Origin of the sequence: Collimonas humicola (assembly GCF_018304945.1) — a bacterium.
GTDB classification, from domain to species: domain Bacteria; phylum Pseudomonadota; class Gammaproteobacteria; order Burkholderiales; family Burkholderiaceae_D; genus Collimonas; species Collimonas humicola.
The window spans coordinates 410582-428159 of the sequence record NZ_JAGQEE010000003.1; the positions used below are offsets into that span (position 1 = coordinate 410582).

A 17578-nucleotide genomic window follows, 5' to 3' on the forward strand; every position below is an offset into this window, starting at 1 on the left:
TCGTAGTATAATCAGCGCAAATCGATTTAGCAACCGGAATTACCAACCCGCGGCCACTTACCCATGAATACACCGCTCAATCCCCAGCCCGCCCCCGGCGCACCGCGCAAGAAGCATCGCAACCTGGCGCAGAGCGTGGTCGCCAGCATTGCCGACAGCATTCGCGACGGCAGCAGCAAACCCGGGGACAAATTGCCGACTGAATCGGAACTGATGCGCACCCAGGGCGTCAGCCGCACGGTCATCCGCGAAGCGATTTCGCACCTGCAAGCGTCCGGACTGGTAGAGACGCGGCACGGTATCGGCACATTCGTATTAGCTGCCAGCAACACCAGCAATTTCGACATCGACCCGGAAACCGTGATCACCATGCGCGACATCCTGGCGATCCTGGAACTGCGCATCAGCCTCGAAGCGGAAGCGGCGGGACTGGCGGCGGCGCGCCGCAATGAAGAGCAGCTGGCGCAGATGCGGCTGGCGCTGGACGCCTTCCAGAAGAGCGCCCACGAGCGCGGCGATTCGGTCGCAGCCGATGTCCAGTTCCACCTGCATATTGCGCAAGCCACCGGCAACCGTTACTTCGTCGATATCCTGAGCCACCTCGGCACCACCATCATTCCGCGCACCCGCATCAACTCGGCGCGGCTGGCGCATGACGACCCGGCCGCCTATCTTGACCGCGTGCACCGCGAGCACGAAGACATCTACAACGCCATCGTACGCCAGGACGCCGAGAGCGCGCGCGCCGCCATGCGCACCCACCTGAGCAACAGCCGCGAGCGCTTGCGCAAGGTGCAGGACAGCATGGGATCCGCGCCGTAATACAAGCAGCCTGCCGCCGGGCATTCCGGCGGCAGGCTCACATCGCCCGCGCTGATCCTGCCGGCGCGGCGCACGCACTGCCCATCCCCGCGATCCCGCACCTTCGACCCCGCCGGCGCCCTTCAAACCCTCCTTCCCGATGAAACCGGCAACAATTCGGACTTGCGCGCCGCAATTCTTTGTTGTACGATGACTGATAACTTAAGTCGAAATGCCGAAACCGTTGCTGTCGCCAGGCATTCCGTTATCAACCGCAGCACTACACATTGCCAAGACCATGACTCCTCAAGAACTCAAGCAAATACTTTCCTCCGGCCTGCTGTCCTTCCCGATCACCGACTTCGATGCGCAAGGCGACTTCCGTCCGGGCACCTATGCCGAACGGCTGGAATGGCTGGCGCCCTACGGTGCGAGCGCCTTGTTCGTGGCGGGCGGCACCGGCGAATTCTTTTCGCTGACGACTTCCGAGTATTCCGATGTAGTGCGGCTGGCAGTGGAAACCTGCCGCGGCAAAGTGCCTATCCTGGCCGGCGCCGGCGGCCCGACCCGCACCGCCATCGCCTTCGCGCAAGAAGCCGAACGCCTCGGCGCGCAAGGCATCCTGCTGATGCCGCACTACCTGACCGAAGCCTCGCAGGACGGCTTGCTGGCGCATGTGGAAGCGGTCTGCAAATCGGTCAAGTTCGGCGTAGTGGTCTACAACCGCGGCATCTGCCGCCTGAATGCCGATTCGATGGAACTGCTGGCGGCGCGCTGCCCGAACCTGATCGGCTTCAAGGACGGCATCGGCGACATCGAACTGATGGTCTCGATCCGCCGCCGCCTGGGCGACCGCCTGACCTACCTGGGCGGCCTGCCAACCGCGGAACTGTTTGCCGCGCCCTACAAGGCGCTGGGCGTGCCGGTCTATTCGTCAGCGGTATTCAACTTCATGCCCAAGCTGGCGATCGACTTCTACACCGCCGTCAAGAACGACGACCACGCCACCACCGGCCGCCTGCTCGACAACTTCTTCCTGCCCTACCTGGCGATCCGCAACAAGAAAGCCGGCTACGCCGTCAGCATCGTCAAGGCCGGCGCCACCATAGTCGGCCACGACGGCGGCCCGGTACGCACACCGCTGATCGACCTTAATGCGGAAGAACGCGAACAGCTGAAAGCGCTGATCCTGGCGCAAGGACCGCAGTAATTATCAGGATTAGCAACGGCAACGCAGTTCGCTAGAAATTTGTACGGCGAAATGCGGGGCTGTTGTTTTTGACGTTGTAGTTGCTTTTGAACTTGCCGTTGTTTTTGACGTTGCCGTTGCTTTTGAAGTTGGTTTTGAATTCCGCATTGAGACGTTGCCAAATCCGGCGCGTGTCAGCCGGGAATTGTGGGAGGACATGTTTGAGCCGAAGGCGAGTTGGTCCTCCCACCCGGCTGATACGCGCCGGATTTGGGGACCCGACCGAAGGGAGGGCAACGGCTTTGCGGTCGCCTTCTTTTTGGTTACTTTTTCTTGGCGAAGCAAGAAAAAGTGACTAGCTGCCGGGCTACCCCCGGCAAGCGTCCACGGAGCAGTAACTGTGTTATCAAGCACAGACCGTTCTTAGCTTGCCGCCGCACTCGCTCCGTAGTCCGTTAAATGGGGTCAGAGTAATTTTCGGCGATAAGGCCGCCGAAAAAAAACTCTGACCCCATTTAACTACGCTGTCGGTGGCGCACATAATCGAATTGAGGAAAATACATGAATATCACTGGTGAAATGCTCATCGGCCAAACTGCGGTACGCGGCACAGAAGGCAGCCTGCGCGCCATCAATCCCGCCACCAACGAAACCATCGCCCCCGACTTCGGCGCCGGCAGCACAGCAGAAGTAGACCGCGCCTGCAAACTTGCCCGGCAAGCCTTCGACGCCTACCGCGAAACCACCCCCGAACAACGCGCCCAGTTCCTCGAAGAAATCGCCACCGGCATCCTCGCCCTCGGCCCGCAACTGATCGAACGCGCCAGCCAGGAATCCGGCCTCCCCACCGCCCGCCTCGAAGGCGAACGCGGCCGCACCGTCGGCCAGCTGCGCCTGTTCGCCAAAGTCATCCGCGACGGCCACTACCTCAGCGCCACCCTCGATTCGGCACTGCCGGAACGCACACCCCCACGCTCCGACCTGCGCCTGCGCAAGATCGCCATCGGCCCCGTCGCCGTGTTCGGCGCCAGCAACTTCCCGCTGGCGTTCTCGGTCGCCGGCGGCGACACCGCCGCAGCGCTCGCCGCCGGCTGCCCGGTCGTGGTCAAGACCCACAACGCCCATCCCGGCACTTCCGAACTGGTCGGCCGCGTCATCCAGCAAGCCGTCGCCGCCTGCAAGCTGCCGGAAGGCGTGTTCTCCCTGATCATCGGCAGCGGCAACGAAGTCGGCCAGGCCCTGGTCAGCCATGCCGCCATCAAAGCCGTGGGCTTTACCGGCTCACGCCAGGGCGGCCTGGCGCTGATGCGCGCCGCCGCTCAGCGGCGCGAACCGATCCCGGTGTATGCCGAAATGAGCAGCATCAATCCCATGTTCCTGCTGCCGCATGCGCTAGCCGCGCGCGCAACCCAAATCGGCGGCGCCTTCGTCGACTCCCTGACCATGGGCGTCGGCCAGTTCTGCACCAACCCAGGCCTGGTGATCGGCCTGGCGGGCGAGCATCTGGCGCAGTTCCAGGAAGCCGCAAGCAACGCGCTGAAAGCCAAGGCCGCCGGCACCATGCTGACCCCCGGCATCCACAGCGCCTACGTCGCCGGCATCGAACGCATGCAGGCAGCCGACGGCGTCGACGCCGTCGGACGCGGCATGGCCGCTAGCGCGCCCTGTGCGGCACAAGCTGCCCTGTTCGCCACCGACGCCGCCACCTTCCTCGCCAGCGAACAGCTGGAAGATGAAATCTTCGGCCCCAGTTCGCTGATCGTCGCCTGCAAGGATGAAGAAGAGATGCGCGCAGTAGCGGAGCATCTGGCCGGCCAGCTGACAGCCACCCTGCAACTGGACGCCGCCGACCACGCGCTGGCCAGGACGCTGCTGTCGACGCTGGAACGCAAGGCCGGCCGCATCCTGGTCAACGGCTATCCGACCGGCGTCGAAGTTTCGTATGCGATGGTGCACGGCGGCCCGTTTCCGGCCACTTCCGACAGCCGCAGCACCTCGGTCGGCGCCAGCGCCATCGAGCGCTTCCTGCGGCCGGTGTGCTACCAGGACTTGCCGGGTGCGTTGCTGCCGGCGGCGCTGCAGGACGGCAATCCGCTTGGCTTGACGCGGCTGGTGGATGGCGCCTTGCTTAAGGCCTAAAGAAAATGGCAATCAAGGGTTGGCGCCCTTGATTGCCATCTGATTCCAACCCAGTAATACACATCGTCCGCAGCAACCCGCTGCCGCGTGCCCGCTCTTCTCACTGCGGATCAAACGGCCCGGTCACGGTAAACAGGCCGCCCTGGAATTTCCGTATCGGATCGTCCGCCGCCGGCATCGGCTGCGCTTCGATGGCGGCGCGGAACTGTTCTGAACTGTCGCGCGCGACAAAGCCCAGATGCGCGGCGCAGCGGTTATTCCACCAGCTGCCGGCATTGTCGGAGACGCCGTACACCACTGTGTGGCCGACGTCCGGCGTGAACAAGGCGCAGCGCAGCAGCTCGGTCAGGTCGTCATAGCTCAGCCAGCTGGCCAGCGAACGCCGTTCCTTGGCTTGCGGAAAAGAATAGCCGATGCGGATGCTGACGGTTTCAATGCCGTAGCGGTCGAAGTGCAGCTGCGCCATGTCTTCGCCGTAGGATTTGGACAAGCCGTAATAACCGTCGGGACGCCGCAGGTCGTGGGCATCGATGACCTGGTCCTGGCGGTAGAAGCCGGTGACGTGGTTGGAGCTGGCGAAGACGACGCGTTTGACGCCATGGCGGCGCGCCGCTTCGTAGACATGGAATACGCCCTTGATGTTGGCTTCCAGGATTTCTTCGAAGGGCCGCTCCACCGACACTCCGCCGAAATGGACGATGGCGTCGCAGCCCGCCACCAGCGCATCGACGGCAGCGCGGTCGGCCAGGTTGCAAGGCCGGACTTCTTCATGCGCGGTGGCGCTGCCCTCCAGCGCCGCGGCCAGGTCGGAAACCCGGACAACGTCGGCAAACGCCGCCATGCGCGGCCGCAGCATCCGGCCCAGGCCGCCGCCCGCGCCCGTGAGTAACAAGCGGCCGTATTTCACGCCGTCCCCTGTCTTGTGTTCTGTATCGCTCATATTGCCGGATGCCCCGTGTCGATGTGATTGCGAAGGATGCGTTGATGACAGCCTTATTCTCTCGCAAGAATTGTTATTGTGCCCCGCGCCATTGTCATACGTTGTCCTACAACTATGGCGATTATGTACGCGGCCACACCGCCTTGTCAAACTCTTGGTCTATAAGAATAAAATCCAGATCCGCCATATCAGGCGCTGAAACATATGTTGTATGATAACAGATAATTAAACCCAAAATACCAACCAACAGGAGACTTAGATGTTCAAGAAACTGATGTTCTTATGCAGTGCGATGATTTGCTCTATCGTGATCGCGCAGGGAGCAGCCGCTGCTCCGGCGAACGATGAGCAAATGGTGGCGGACGTTGTCGAACGGCTGCGGGCGGCGATGAACCATCCGGGCGATGGCGGCGCGCTAAAGCCGCTTGTGATGGATGAGCTCAGCTACGGCCACTCGAACGGCAAGGTGCAGGACAAGGCCGAATTCATCGAGGCGCTGGTCAGCGGCGCATCCAACTTCGTCAGCATCGCCCTGTCCGACCAGAGCATCAGGATCGTCCAGGATACCGCGGTGGTGCGGCATACCTTCGTTGCCGTCACCAACGACTCGGGCAAGCCCGGCAACGTGGCGTTGAAAATCCTGATGGTCTGGAAAAAGCACGACGGTCATTGGCGCTTGCTGGCGCGGCAGGCGGTGCGCTTCAACGCATAAGCGGCGCACGCGAACGGCCGTGACTGGCCGTTCTGGCTGCTTGGACAGCCCCAATTAACGTGGCTGTTGCTGGGTGGCGCAGTGAATGCCGCCACCGCCCGCCGCAATGGCGTCTATATTCAGCTGCAACACTTCACGCGAGGGAAACAGATCGCGCAAAATATCGTAGGTGTTGCGGTCGGATCTGGCGTCGCCAAACTCAGGCACCATGACGGCGCGGTTGCACACATAAAAATTGATGTAGCCTGCGGCAAACTCCTTGTTTTCATATTTGCTGCGCACGGTGGCAGGCCCCGGCAGCGTGACGACACGCAGTTTCCGCCCCTTGCTGTCAGTGGCTTTCGCCAATATCTCCCGATGCCGCCTGGTGACTGCATGCTCCGGTGAAGAGGGATCGGGCTCATAGCCCGCAACCACCACGCCCGGACCGGCAAAGCGCGCATAAAAATCGGTATGGCCGTCGGTGATATCCCGGCCTGCGATCCCGGGCAGCCATATGATTTTATCCAGGCCGAGCAAGCGCATCAGCTCCGCCTCGCACTGCGCCTTGCTGACGCCAGGATTGCGGTTGCGGTTGAGGACGCAGCTCTCCGTGATAATTGCTGTGCCCTCGCCGTCGACCTCAATGCCGCCGCCCTCCAGCACCAGCTTGGTATTCACTTGCCGGGCGCCGGCATGCTCGCCGACGAAGCCGGCGACCAGCGCATCGCGTTCGTAATCCTGTTTTTCTCCCCAGCCGTTGAAATTGAAATCGACAGCCGCGACCTTTCCTTGGCTATTCTTGACGAATACGGGGCCGGTATCACGCATCCACAGGTCATCGATAGGATGGACGATCAGCTTGATCGCCGTACCGCATTTGCGGGCGGCGACCTCATAGTCTTCCTCCCGCACCAGCATGTTGACCGGCTCAAAAGCCGAAATGGCGCGGGCGATTGTCGCCAGGTTGTCCTGCGCACCGGCTTGCAGGCGCTTGCCCCAGATTTCTTCATCAGGCCCAAAAGCCATCCATGTTGCGGCATGCGGCTCGCCCTCGTCCGGCATGCGCCAGCCGTCTCTGGGCGCGGCCAGGACTGGACCGTTCATGCCGCCGAACAGGCTTGCCAGCAGTATCGCGCCGGATCTGCGCAGCCCTTGCTCCAATACCTCGCGCCGTGTCGTCATTCTGAATTTCCTCTCTGTGCGGGTGCTGCCTGTTTTCACGCATTCATGCGAGCGGTTCTTGCTGCGTAGTGCAATGAATCCCGCCCCCGCCTGCAGCAATCGGATCGATATTCAACTGTACTATGGCACGCCCGGGAAACAATTCCATATAACGGGCCTTGGCATTGGCGTCGGCTGCTGCGTCACCAAACTCCGGCATGATCAATGCCCCGTTTGCGAGGTAAAAATTGATATAGCCGGGCGCAAAATTCTTGCCCGCGAACTCTGGCCGGATGCGGCCGGGCGCCTCTATCGCGACCACTTGCAACGGCTTGCCGCTTGCATCCGTAGCGGCGCGCAAAATTTGCAGATGACGCGTGGTCACGGCGTTGTCGTAGGAACCGGGATCCGGTTCAAAACCTGCCACCACGACACCGGGCCGCGCAAATCGCGCATAGAAATCGGTATGGCCGTCGGTAATATCCTTGCCGGCGATTCCCGGCAGCCAGATGACTTTACGGATGCCTAGCAGCGCGTTCAGCTCTGCTTCGCAATCCGCCTTGCTCAGGCCGGGATTGCGATTCGGATTCAGCACGCAGCTTTCAGTGATGATGGCGGTGCCTTTACCGTCCACTTCGATGCCGCCGCCTTCCAGCACCAGCCTGGTCGACAGCATCCTTACGCCTGCCTGCTGCGTCACAAACCCCGCCACTTTGCCATCGTTGGCATAGACCTGCCGCCTGCCCCAGCCATTGAAATTGAAGTTGACGCCCGCTTTTTCGCCATTCTGATGCATGACAAATACCGGCCCGGTGTCGCGTATCCACAGATCGTCCAATTCCGCAACGAACAGTTGCACCCGCGGGTCAAGCTTCTGCCGGGTGGTCGCCAGATCGCGTTGATTGACCAGCATGTTGAGCGGCTCGAATTGCACGATAGCGTTGGCGATGCGCGCCAGGGCGTCTTGCACCGGCCCGATCTGCCTGGGCTCCCAGATGGCGTCGGATGCCACGAATGCCATCCAGGTCGCCTTGTGCGGCTCGCCCTCGTCGCGCATGGTCCAGCCGGAGGCCGGCAAAGCTTGCCCGCCGTTGCCCGGACTGCGATTGCCTTCCGGCCGGCTGGCATCGCTGCTGCCGCCCGGCCGGCCCGCCGGGGCCGTGCCGCCGTCGCCGCCGCCGCAGGCGGTCAGCAAACCTCCAAGCAACAGGGCGCCGCCGCCGACACTACATTTTTGCAAAAAAACGCGACGAGAACACATGACTATTTTTTCCTTTATAGATATTTCCAAGGCGATGTGCAGTGCCGGACCAGCGACCATAAGGCGGTGATTCATTCGGGACCGGCATGCACTGCGGGAATGGGTTTTGGCCATCCGCAATGAAATCCGGGGCCATTATGGCGCTTACGGCACTTGAGGAATATTGATGTATATTGGTGCAATTAATCAGGTTTTCTCATATGTCAGTCAATCGCATTCCATCATTGAAACTTCTGGCGGGCTTTGAAGCAGCTGCCCGCCTCGGCAACTTTTCGCGTGCGGCCGATGAGCTGTGCGTGTCGCAATCCGCCGTCAGCCATCAGATCCAGCTGCTGGAAGAACAAATCGGCCAGCCGCTGTTCCATCGGGTCGGACGCGGCGTGGAATTGAATGTGGCCGGAGAGGTTTTATTACAGAGCGTACAACGCTCATTTGGCACTTTGCACAGCGGCCTGACCCGCATCGCCACCTATCTCGACCCGGGGCTGGTAGTGCTGGTTTGTCCCGCGCCCTTGCTGCATGGCTGGCTGCAGCCGCGGATAGAGCTCCTGCAAGACCGGATTCCCGGGCTGTTTCCCTTGTTCTCGACAGACGAAACTGCCCGCTTCATTGACGAAATCGATGTCGACATCACCATCGGCAACCGCCCTATCCAGCAGCCAGGCCTATTGGAAGTACCTTTTTTACGGGATGAATGGGTAGTTGTGGGCAACGCCGAACTGGCCGCCAAGCTAAGCGGCGTCCCCTTGGAGCAGCATCATCTGCATACCGGCCTGGTCTGCCTGGAGGAAAGCCTGACCGACGATGCGACTGCAGGGATTTTCCGTCATCAGCTGGCGGCGTTCCGGAAACAGGCGATCTACGACGACGTCCGCCTATTGCTGGATGCGGTGCTGCGCAATCGCGGCATCGCCTGCCTGCCTTACCTGCTGGCGTACGACAGCCTGGCTCACGGACAGATCGCCATCCTGCCCGGCTATCCGCGCCTGCCCGGCACTACCTGGTGGTTATCGCGGGTCGCAGGCCAGCCGCGTTCGGACATGGTGGCGGATATATGCGATTACCTGCTGGTCGATGCCGGCGGCAAGTGAGGCGCCGTCAGAATTAGGGGCCATCCGCCGCGAACAATTCCATCTCGCGCGCAAACCGGAAGCAAGTGCAGGAAATCAGGGCCGCCGCGCAAGCAGATGAGACAGCCGTTGAAGACCCGCCTGTAAGCGTCCACGGTCCTTGATGCTGCCCAAAGAGATCCGAATTGCATTCACCGATCCGCTGCCAGTTGCGAATGCCTCCGCCGGCGTGACTGCAATGCCCTCGCTGTCGGCTGCACGCGCAAGCTGTGAGGAGTTCCAATACGCCGGCAACTCGAGCCATACATGCAGGCCGTCACCGGCGCCGCGGTATCGCCCCGCCAGAATATCCTGAGCCATCCAGTGGCGCAGGCGCGCCTCGCTGCGTACGCCTTCCATCAATCCGTCAGCCGAACCGTCGAGGATCCACTGAGTGGCCAGTGCGGCCGTCAGGGGAGCGACCATCAACGCAAATGATCTTAGCGCGGCCAGGAAACGTTCGCGTTCGTGCGGGGCGCGTATTAGCACGAAGGCGACACGCAAGCCGGGCGTCAGGCATTTCGACAAGGTTGAGATGTAGTACACCTGTTCCGGGGCAAACGTTGCAATAGGCGGCGGCGGGGCATCGGCAAGGAGCCAGTAGGGATCGTCCTCGACGATGCGTACATTGCAGCGCTTCGCGATGCTGGCAAGCTCCTTGCGCCGGCGTTCCGGAATGGTGATGGCGGTCGGGTTCTGTAATGTCGGATTGAGGTAGACCAGCCCAGGCTTGTGCTGGCGGCACGCTTCCTCAAGCATCCCAGGCACCATCCCGTGCCTGTCCGCTTCCACCGCAATGATGCGCCGGCCGAATTGGGTCGCAGCGGCACGCAAGCCGGGATAACTCATTGGTTCTGCCAGGATGACATCGCCAGGCTCTGTCAGCGCAAGGATCAATGCGGCGATCGCCGCTTGCGCACCCGGACAGACAACAACCTGTCGAGAGTCCAGATGTCCAAACATCGGTCCGAGCCATTTGGCTCCAGCCTCACGGTCGGAGTCGCTTCCCCCAGCCAAGTGGTAAGTCATCAGCAATTCATTATCTGCCCTCATCAGTACTTGAGACAAACCTTGTTTCAACATGTCGTCGAAGTCCACGCCATCCGGCGGTGGCGGGGTATTCATGCTCAGGTCGAGGACCGAGGTCAGTTCGATTTTCGGCGCCGCGACATAAGTGCCTCGAGCGCCGCGGCCCTCCAACAAGTTGCGGCGCCTGGCTTCGTCGTATGCGCGCGTGATCGTCGTCAGGTCGACGTCCAGCTGTGCTGCCAACAGGCGCTGCGGAGGTAGACGGTCCCCCGGTTTCAGCGATCCCTCTGCCACCGCCGCCTGCAACGCATCCGCAATCTGCAAAAAACGTGGCCCGCCATGCACGGCCAATCGCGGCGACCAGATCGGCAAACTTTCATCTTGTATGTTTTTCAACTGGGACATTTTGTCTCAATGTATGGAAATTGCTTTTAAGTAGTATGCATCAGGACGTGCAGCAACATCATCCTTGCATGGCAGTCGTTGACGTTTCCCTCTATCGTCTGCATTCGGCAAATCACTCCGCCGGATGCCATGCTTATTTCATAGGTAGATGTAATGAAAGATTCAAGCAGGATGCCTGAGGGGACGGCTTGAACAAAAAATGAAGCTGCTGAAGCAGCGTTTTAAGGCAGTGCCCCTCACAACAGATAGTGTCAAGTAATAGCCTGGAAATACTCAAAATGATCGATTGGATTCCTATAGTCTTCGTTACGTTCAAGGTTCTCGTGCTCGGCACGGGCATGTTCTTCGCCATCAAGTGGCATTACGATCAAGGGAAGAAGGGGAAGGAGAAGCGCGCGGTGCTGCGCGCGAGCGGCAAGGTGGCCGCAGTCTTCATGCTATCGCTCCTGGGCCTGGGGCTCGTCACCTTTGTCCTTGCCAGGATGCTCGGTTTGGACTTGACCTTCCCATGACGGCAAAGAATAGTCAGCCGATATCCAGCGATGCGGCAGCAATTCCCCGATGCGGCTATTGGGCGGCGCCGGCAGGCGAGTCCGGGTGAATCGCCACGAATCTGCCAGACACTCGCTTGCCGTTTAAAATGCTGTCAAATTTAGATGACCGCTTCTGGCCGTTCTCTGACTCATGACACCGTCAATTCTCGATGCCATTCAAGTACGACATAGGCGCCGTCCTCAGACTCGCCCACGCCTACTTCGCGCCAGTCATTCCTGAGATAGAAAGACAATGCACGTTGATTTTTCTGAACACATTTGAGTCGCCAAGGGACCGGTAACCAATGCTGCAGCGACGACAGCAACACGCGGCCAATGCCCTTGTTCTGGAAATCGGAACGAACGTAGAGGTGATGGATGAACGAGTCCGCAACGTACACGGATACGAAACCAACCACTTCTCCGTCACTTGAAGATGCAACGAAGACGAGCTCTCCCTCAGACGCTTTAGCGAAGTCTGAGACACGCGCCAGTTCAGGCAACCATTCAGCATTTTCAATGTTCGTCCGAAAGATTTCTTGCACCGCATGAGAATCGAATGGTGTCGCAGCACGTACTTTAAACATTGTTGTAATCTCTGATAGATACTGTCATCCGTTGCTCACAGTCCGGTATTGGCCGTGTTGAGCCGGTCACGACAGGCCGACTTCGCCCCTCAGCGGAAGTCGGAGTTTCTCGAAATCGGACATTCAGTTGTAATGATAATCACGTACGCTCGAAAACGCGCTCATGTCTGTTGCGCCTATTTTCACGCAGCGGTGAAACGGGCTTTGCACCACGCGTCGATTTCTTCGTCGGTGTATCCAAGTAATGCGCTTTCCATTCGTTCAAGTGTTTCGTTCCATTTGTATGATGAATTCCGAAATGAGCGCTTTAGCAAAATCATCGCTGGAATCCGCCATGCTTCCTGTGTCATCGCAAAAAACACATACTTTATTGGAGCGTTCTTCCCCAACTGCGGGAGATGATCGAGCCCTTCAATAACAATTTCCTCGCGAATAAATCGCCCCTCTTGAACATAAGGAGCAAATGAATCCTCGGGGATAAAACCTTCGTCTGGCAACTCCGAAATGAAGGCGTAGAACATTGCTAGCGGCTTCGCGCCAGACACCATCAACTCTAACTCACGGTTTGTGTGGTTCACAGCCTTAAGATCAATCAAAGAATTGTCCTCCGCATACCAATTGATTTTTTACTTCTCAAATAAACCTACAGTAAACATTTAACGAGTAATTGAGCTGAGGTGATTTGCCAATATCGGCGTTCGAGTTAAGTCTCTGGCGAGGCATTCTGTCCCTAGTTTTTCATCCTGACAATGCTTTCTCCCGCGAACTGGCTGACCGCTTTCGGATAAATTCGTGATCGGCCGCTCCCGGCCGGATTGAATCAGTCGCGACAAGCCGATTTCGCCCCCTATCGGCCGGTCAATCAATTCCGAAGCGGTCATTTGACGCGCAAGCTCCCCCGCGGCTCCGCCGGAGCGAAGCTGCGGAAGGGGCGTCGGCTGGAGCGCCTTATTGAACTGCAGCTACTCTGCGGTAGTCGGGTCGATTACCGAGACGACTTCGGAGACCCTGTTTGCAGGAAACCCTCCTTGCTCGGCATGTTCCCGAACCAGCTCTTCATTCGCCGCGATGTAAACACAGTAGATCTTGTCGCCAGTCACATAGCTTTGGAGCCATTGAATCTGTGGCCCCAACTTGCTTAGGACGCCGCACGACTTCTGCGAAATGGCTCGGAGTTCTTGCTGTGATAACTTCCCGGCTCCGGGAATATCACGCTCGATAACGTACTTTGGCATAGCACTCTCCTCATGATGATTTCCGAGCGAGCACCACGCTCGTCGGCACCATTAGTCACTCACGTCGTGACACCCGATAGTTATACACCACATTGATCGGTCGGCATTATTGAAATTATCAGAACATGCCGATGCGCAATAACTGTTTGGTCCATCGTGAAATTTTTGCCTCAAATGCCGCGCGCGTCCAAAGGCGCTTTTTTTGACTCGGTGGCCGCTCCCGGGCGGAAGCAGCCTTTCCAGTAGGACATCACCGGTCAAAAACCATCACAGCCGCTTCTCGCAATCTGACATCCCAATAATTTCCCACCTCCTCTTTTCCGTTTTCGCTACGGACAATTTCGGACGGAAGCTACCATATGAATCGGATGCAAATAGAGAACTTTTGGCAGCAAGCAATTCGTCAGTCAAACTTCCGGCTCATCCGTCGCGAACAACTCGAGCTCGCGCGCAAACCAGAAACAGGCGTAGGAAGTCAAGGCGGCGCCGATAGCCAATACATATGCCAGCCGCTTGCCATGCCAGAGACTGCCCAGCCATTGATTGAAAGCGGCGATCAGCCGGCCTGAAGTGCCGCCGTACATTTCCATGTCGCGCACATAGGCCTTCGATTCACCCGCAGCATAGGCGACCCCGTCCACCACTTGATAGCCGAGTCCGTGGTTGCCGCCGTCGGCCGCATAGTAGTAGACCAGGCCGGCGCTCAGCAAGCCGGCCAGCAAGACCAGCACGCTGGCGCGATAAAGGTAACGCTGCAGTTTCGCGTTCTTGCTGTCCATGTTTTCCACGCTATCAACGATCTATTGAGAATTTCATAAAGCGCGACAAAACCGCAATCTGGTTTTCGTCGCGCTTGACACACGCAGCTAACTGGAGTGGGAGTGAAGTTCCGCGATAAAGCGCCGCGAAAGTTCACTCCCACTCCGCATGACTCTCTCCATTTTCCATGACAATGTCATGAATAATGAAACTCTCATTAGTCTATCTTGGTACTGCGAAACGGAAACGCCTGCTGTCGGATAAAGCCATCCGGCATGTAATCCCCCACCACGCCGTACTTCTCAGGAAACGCCTTCTTGGCCTTGACTGCGGTGCCGAGGAAATAATCGATGAAGGCGAAGTGCGCGGCATAGTTCTTATCGATCGCTTCGTCTTCCGAGGAATGGTGCCAGTGATGGAAATCCGGGGTGACGAAGATGTAGCGCAGCGGACCCCATGGCAGGTGCACGTTGGAGTGGTTGAACACGGCCTGGAAGCCGACGATGATGATGTAGGCGTTGACCACCGACTTGTCGAAGCCGAGCACGAACAGCGGGCCCAGCACCAGCACGCGGGTGCAGATCAGTTCCAGGATGTGCTGGCGCGAGCCGGCCAGCCAGTCCATGGTCTTGACGCTGTGGTGGACCGAGTGGAAGCGCCACAGCAAAGGCACTTCGTGATAGGCGCGGTGGGCGCCGTATTCCATCAAGTCCGCCACCAGCATGCACAGCAGCAGCTGCGGGATGAAGCTGATGGCGGCCACGGTGTTCTGGAAATCGGCGTGCACCATCCAGCCGAACACGCGGTGGATCATGACGTTGACCACCAGCAGCGCCAGGCCGATGATGAAATGGTTGACGGCGAAATGCACCAGGTCGGTCTGCCACTCGAAACGGAAGACGGCTTGCTTGCGATAGAGCGGAAACATCTTTTCGATCAGCACGAAGATCAGGGTCGAGCCGAGCAGGTCGATGATGAACCAGTCAAGGCCGATATACGGCGTGTGATCGGGAAATTCGCCGACCGCGACCTTGGAGCCGCCCCAGGCTACCGCAGCCAGCACCATCAGCAGCGCGGAAAAATTCAGCGAGCGCTGGCGGCCGAACAGGATGTTGGCCAGCGACAGCACGCCGGCGACCAGCAGCGCGCCGAACAGGATCTGGCGCATCAGGCTGACCGAATACACATGGCGCAGCTCGGGCGTGGTCAGGTATTGCGGGTAATGGAAGGCCAGCACGCCGAGCAGGCTGAGGAAGCCCAGGCTGAGCGCAATCACGCTGGTGATCAGGCCGGTGCCGGGCTGCAGCTCGCCGCTCTGCTGCAGGATGCTGGCGGTGTCTTCCACCATGGCGGTGGTCAGGCTGCCGATTTTTGAAGACTTGGCGCGGGCCGCGGAGTTCGACGTCGGATCCTGTTCAGGCATGTGCGTCTCGATATAAAAATGGAAAGAAGAAGGAGTATAGCAACGGCCCTGGGGTTGTCAGTGGCCAAATCACAACACCCGGGATAAATATCGCGCCTGCCTTGGGGGATAGACAGCGGAGGAAGCCGATGCGCGCATGTCGGCTCATGCGGAAAGCCGGATCGGCCCGGCCACAGGCCGATCCGGCTGCGGGCGATCAGCCCGGTACTTTGCCTTCCACGCCTTGCACGTAGAACTTGATGCCATGCAGGAAGCCATCGTCGGCGACGGCATCCTTGGCGACCTGCTCCTTGCCGGTATTGTCGACCACAGGGCCTTTCCAGATCGGCGCGCTGCCGTCGACGATGGCTTTCTTGCGCTCCGCCACCAGCGCCTTGACGTCGGCCGGCAGGTCGGCATTGAAGGCGCCGAGGTCGATGCCGTCGTCTTTCAGGCCGATCCAGCTGGTGCTGGTTTTCCAGCTGCCGTCCAGCACTTCGCCGACGCGCTTGGTGTAGTACACGCCCCAGTTGATCATCGATGCCGCCTGATGCGCTTTCGGGCCGAAGCTGGTCATGTCGCTATCCCAGCCGAAGGCGGCCACGCCTTTTTCCTGGGCGGTCTGGACCACGGCGGCGGAATCGGTGTTCTGCATCAGCACGTCGACGCCCTGGCCGATCAGCGTGGTGGCGGCCTCACGTTCCTTGCCCGGATCGAACCACTTGTTGACCCACACCACGCGGGTGGTGGCTTTCGGATTGACCGAGCGCGCGCCGATGGTGAAGGCGTCGATGTTGCGGATCACTTCAGGAATCGGCACCGAAGCCACCACACCCAGCTTGCCCGACTTGCTGATCTTGCCCGCCACCACGCCGGCCAGGTAAGCGCCTTCATAGGTGCGGACATCGTATTGCGCCAGGTTGTCGGCGGTCTTGAAGCCGGTGGCGTGCTCGAATTTGACGTCAGGGAATTCCTTGGCCACTTTCAGCATCGCTTCCATATAGCCGAAGCTGGTGCCGAAGATCAGCTTGTTGCCGTCCACTGCCAGCTGGCGGAACACGCGCTCTGCATCGGCGGCCGATTCCGGTACGTTCTCGACGAAGCTGGTCTTGACCTTGTCGCCGAATTTCTCGTCGACCGCCTTGCGCCCCTTGTCATGGGCAAAAGTCCAGCCGGCGTCGCCGACCGGGCCGATATACACGAACGCCACTTTCAGCGGCTCGGCCTTGGCTGGCGCCGGCGCGGATGACGGTGCGGCAGCAGGCGCCGCCGCTTCCTCTTTCTTGCCGCAGCCGATGAGCGTGGCGGCGGTCAGTGCGGCCAGCATGGCCAGCGATGCCCTGCGTGATATCTTCATTACTTATCTCCCTCTGTGTTGATGGTTGGTCGGCCTGCTATCTAATTTGCTTTGTTCAGCTCGCGTCCGGCTTGAACGGCTTGCCCAGCGACGCAGGCATGTTGAGCCGGATCCAGTCGGGGTTGCGCGAGATCAGCGCCAGCACCACGATGGTCGCCACGTACGGCGCCATCGACAATACCTGCGACGGAATATTCACTCCCATGCCTTGCAGGTAAAACTGCAGGATCGTGACGCCGCCGAACAGCAGCGCGCCGAGCAGCACCCGCAGCGGCCGCCAGGTGGCGAAGGCGGTCAGCGCCAGCGCGATCCAGCCGCGGCCGGACACCAGGCCCTCGACCCACATCGGCGTATACACCAACGATAAATAAGCGCCGGCCAGGCCGCAGCAGGCGCCGCCGAACAGCAAAGCGGCGAAGCGTATCCAGCGCACCGGGTAGCCCAGCGCATGCGCCGATTCCGGCGATTCGCCGATGGCGCGCAGGATCAGGCCGGCGCGGGTGCGATAGATGAACCAGGCGATGACGCCGCACAGCAGCAGCGCCAGGTAGCTCATCCAGTGCTGCTGGAACAGGGCTGGGCCGAGGAAAGGAATATCCTTCAAAAATGGAATGCCGCGCGCCTGCGCCGGCAAGCCCAGCCCGACCAGGCTCTGGCCGAGGAAGGCCGACAATCCGGCGCCGAAGATCGACAAGGCCAGCCCGGTCGCCACCTGGTTGGTGGCCAGTACCAGCGCCAGCCAGGAAAACAGCGTCGCCATGAGAACGCCGCTGAGAGCGCCGGCGAGGAAACCGAGCATCGGATTATGGGTGGTGTAGCCGACCGCGAAGCCGGCGATGGCGGCCACCAGCATCATGCCCTCCGCGCCGAGGTTGAGGACGCCGGCGCGTTCGTTGATCAGCAGGCCGAGCGCCGCCAGCAGCAAGGGCGTGCCGGCGTTGATCGAAGCTGCGATCAGTGAGGCGAATTGTTCCATG

General features: G+C 59.9%; 17 protein-coding genes. 6 read left to right on the plus strand and 11 right to left on the minus strand.

All coding sequences use genetic code 11. The features are described from left to right. Positions 1-63: 63 nt before the first annotated feature. The 3 genes from KHU30_RS13390 to KHU30_RS13400 all read left to right on the plus strand — a co-directional run bounded on the left by KHU30_RS13390 (position 64) and on the right by KHU30_RS13400 (position 4129). A complete protein-coding gene (locus tag KHU30_RS13390; RefSeq protein WP_211443094.1) occupies positions 64-822 on the plus strand; it encodes a FadR/GntR family transcriptional regulator in 759 nt (252 codons plus the stop codon). A gap of 277 nt (positions 823-1099) precedes the next feature. Continuing rightward, entirely contained in the window at positions 1100-2011 is a 912-nt protein-coding gene (gene kdgD / locus KHU30_RS13395; protein WP_211443095.1) for a 5-dehydro-4-deoxyglucarate dehydratase, read from the plus strand. A gap of 540 nt (positions 2012-2551) precedes the next feature. Beyond that, complete coding sequence (locus KHU30_RS13400) at positions 2552-4129, plus strand: aldehyde dehydrogenase (NADP(+)) (protein WP_211443096.1); 1578 nt, start codon at positions 2552-2554, stop codon at positions 4127-4129. Positions 4130-4229: 100 nt separating this feature from the next. On the opposite strand, the gene KHU30_RS13405 is transcribed toward KHU30_RS13400, so the two are convergent. After that, positions 4230-5069 (minus strand): NAD-dependent epimerase/dehydratase family protein, encoded by an 840-nt coding sequence (locus KHU30_RS13405; RefSeq protein WP_211443097.1) that lies wholly within the window; start codon positions 5067-5069, stop codon positions 4230-4232. Between the two features lie 259 nt (positions 5070-5328). Here KHU30_RS13405 and KHU30_RS13410 point away from each other — a divergent pair, with 259 nt between their 5' ends. Continuing rightward, on the plus strand, positions 5329-5781 hold the full coding sequence (locus KHU30_RS13410; protein WP_211443098.1) for a nuclear transport factor 2 family protein: 453 nt from the start codon (positions 5329-5331) through the stop codon (positions 5779-5781). A 54-nt stretch (positions 5782-5835) separates the two neighbouring features. Here KHU30_RS13410 and KHU30_RS13415 read toward each other — a convergent pair whose 3' ends face one another. Both KHU30_RS13415 and KHU30_RS13420 read right to left on the minus strand, forming a co-directional pair. After that, positions 5836-6945, minus strand: coding sequence for an agmatine deiminase family protein (locus KHU30_RS13415; protein ID WP_211443099.1), 1110 nt, complete (start codon positions 6943-6945; stop codon positions 5836-5838). 43 nt (positions 6946-6988) lie between these two features. Then, positions 6989-8164, minus strand: a complete 1176-nt coding sequence (locus KHU30_RS13420) for an agmatine deiminase family protein (RefSeq protein ID WP_407928073.1) — start codon at positions 8162-8164, stop codon at positions 6989-6991. 221 nt (positions 8165-8385) lie between these two features. On the opposite strand from KHU30_RS13420, the gene KHU30_RS13425 reads away from it, so the two are divergent. After that, positions 8386-9276 carry a LysR family transcriptional regulator gene (locus KHU30_RS13425; RefSeq protein ID WP_211443101.1) on the plus strand — a complete coding sequence of 297 codons (891 nt, stop codon included), beginning with the start codon at positions 8386-8388 and terminating at the stop codon, positions 9274-9276. A 75-nt stretch (positions 9277-9351) separates the two neighbouring features. Here the strand turns inward: KHU30_RS13425 and KHU30_RS13430 are convergent, their stop codons facing one another. Beyond that, positions 9352-10728, minus strand: a complete 1377-nt coding sequence (locus KHU30_RS13430; RefSeq protein WP_211443102.1) for an aminotransferase-like domain-containing protein — start codon at positions 10726-10728, stop codon at positions 9352-9354. A gap of 278 nt (positions 10729-11006) precedes the next feature. On the opposite strand from KHU30_RS13430, the gene KHU30_RS13435 reads away from it, so the two are divergent. Further along, a complete protein-coding gene (locus KHU30_RS13435) occupies positions 11007-11240 on the plus strand; it encodes a hypothetical protein (protein WP_211443103.1) in 234 nt (77 codons plus the stop codon). A 170-nt stretch (positions 11241-11410) separates the two neighbouring features. On the opposite strand, the gene KHU30_RS13440 is transcribed toward KHU30_RS13435, so the two are convergent. The 7 genes from KHU30_RS13440 to KHU30_RS13470 form a co-directional block, all read right to left on the minus strand. Further along, a complete protein-coding gene (locus KHU30_RS13440) occupies positions 11411-11848 on the minus strand; it encodes a GNAT family N-acetyltransferase (protein ID WP_211443104.1) in 438 nt (145 codons plus the stop codon). 182 nt (positions 11849-12030) lie between these two features. After that, positions 12031-12444 carry a hypothetical protein gene (locus KHU30_RS13445; RefSeq protein ID WP_211443105.1) on the minus strand — a complete coding sequence of 138 codons (414 nt, stop codon included), beginning with the start codon at positions 12442-12444 and terminating at the stop codon, positions 12031-12033. A gap of 366 nt (positions 12445-12810) precedes the next feature. Continuing rightward, positions 12811-13083 (minus strand): DUF4242 domain-containing protein, encoded by a 273-nt coding sequence (locus tag KHU30_RS13450; protein WP_211443106.1) that lies wholly within the window; start codon positions 13081-13083, stop codon positions 12811-12813. A 407-nt stretch (positions 13084-13490) separates the two neighbouring features. Next, the gene (locus KHU30_RS13455; RefSeq protein ID WP_211443107.1) at positions 13491-13862 is read right to left on the minus strand and encodes a hypothetical protein; all 372 of its coding nucleotides are present in this window, start codon (positions 13860-13862) and stop codon (positions 13491-13493) included. Positions 13863-14059: 197 nt separating this feature from the next. Continuing rightward, positions 14060-15190, minus strand: a complete 1131-nt coding sequence (locus KHU30_RS13460) for a sterol desaturase family protein (RefSeq protein ID WP_230411319.1) — start codon at positions 15188-15190, stop codon at positions 14060-14062. A 271-nt stretch (positions 15191-15461) separates the two neighbouring features. Beyond that, positions 15462-16601: a BMP family ABC transporter substrate-binding protein gene (locus KHU30_RS13465; RefSeq protein WP_211443109.1), complete on the minus strand. Its 1140-nt coding sequence runs from the start codon at positions 16599-16601 to the stop codon at positions 15462-15464. Positions 16602-16656: 55 nt separating this feature from the next. Then, on the minus strand, positions 16657-17577 hold the full coding sequence (locus KHU30_RS13470) for an ABC transporter permease (protein WP_211443110.1): 921 nt from the start codon (positions 17575-17577) through the stop codon (positions 16657-16659). Position 17578 lies beyond the last annotated feature (1 nt).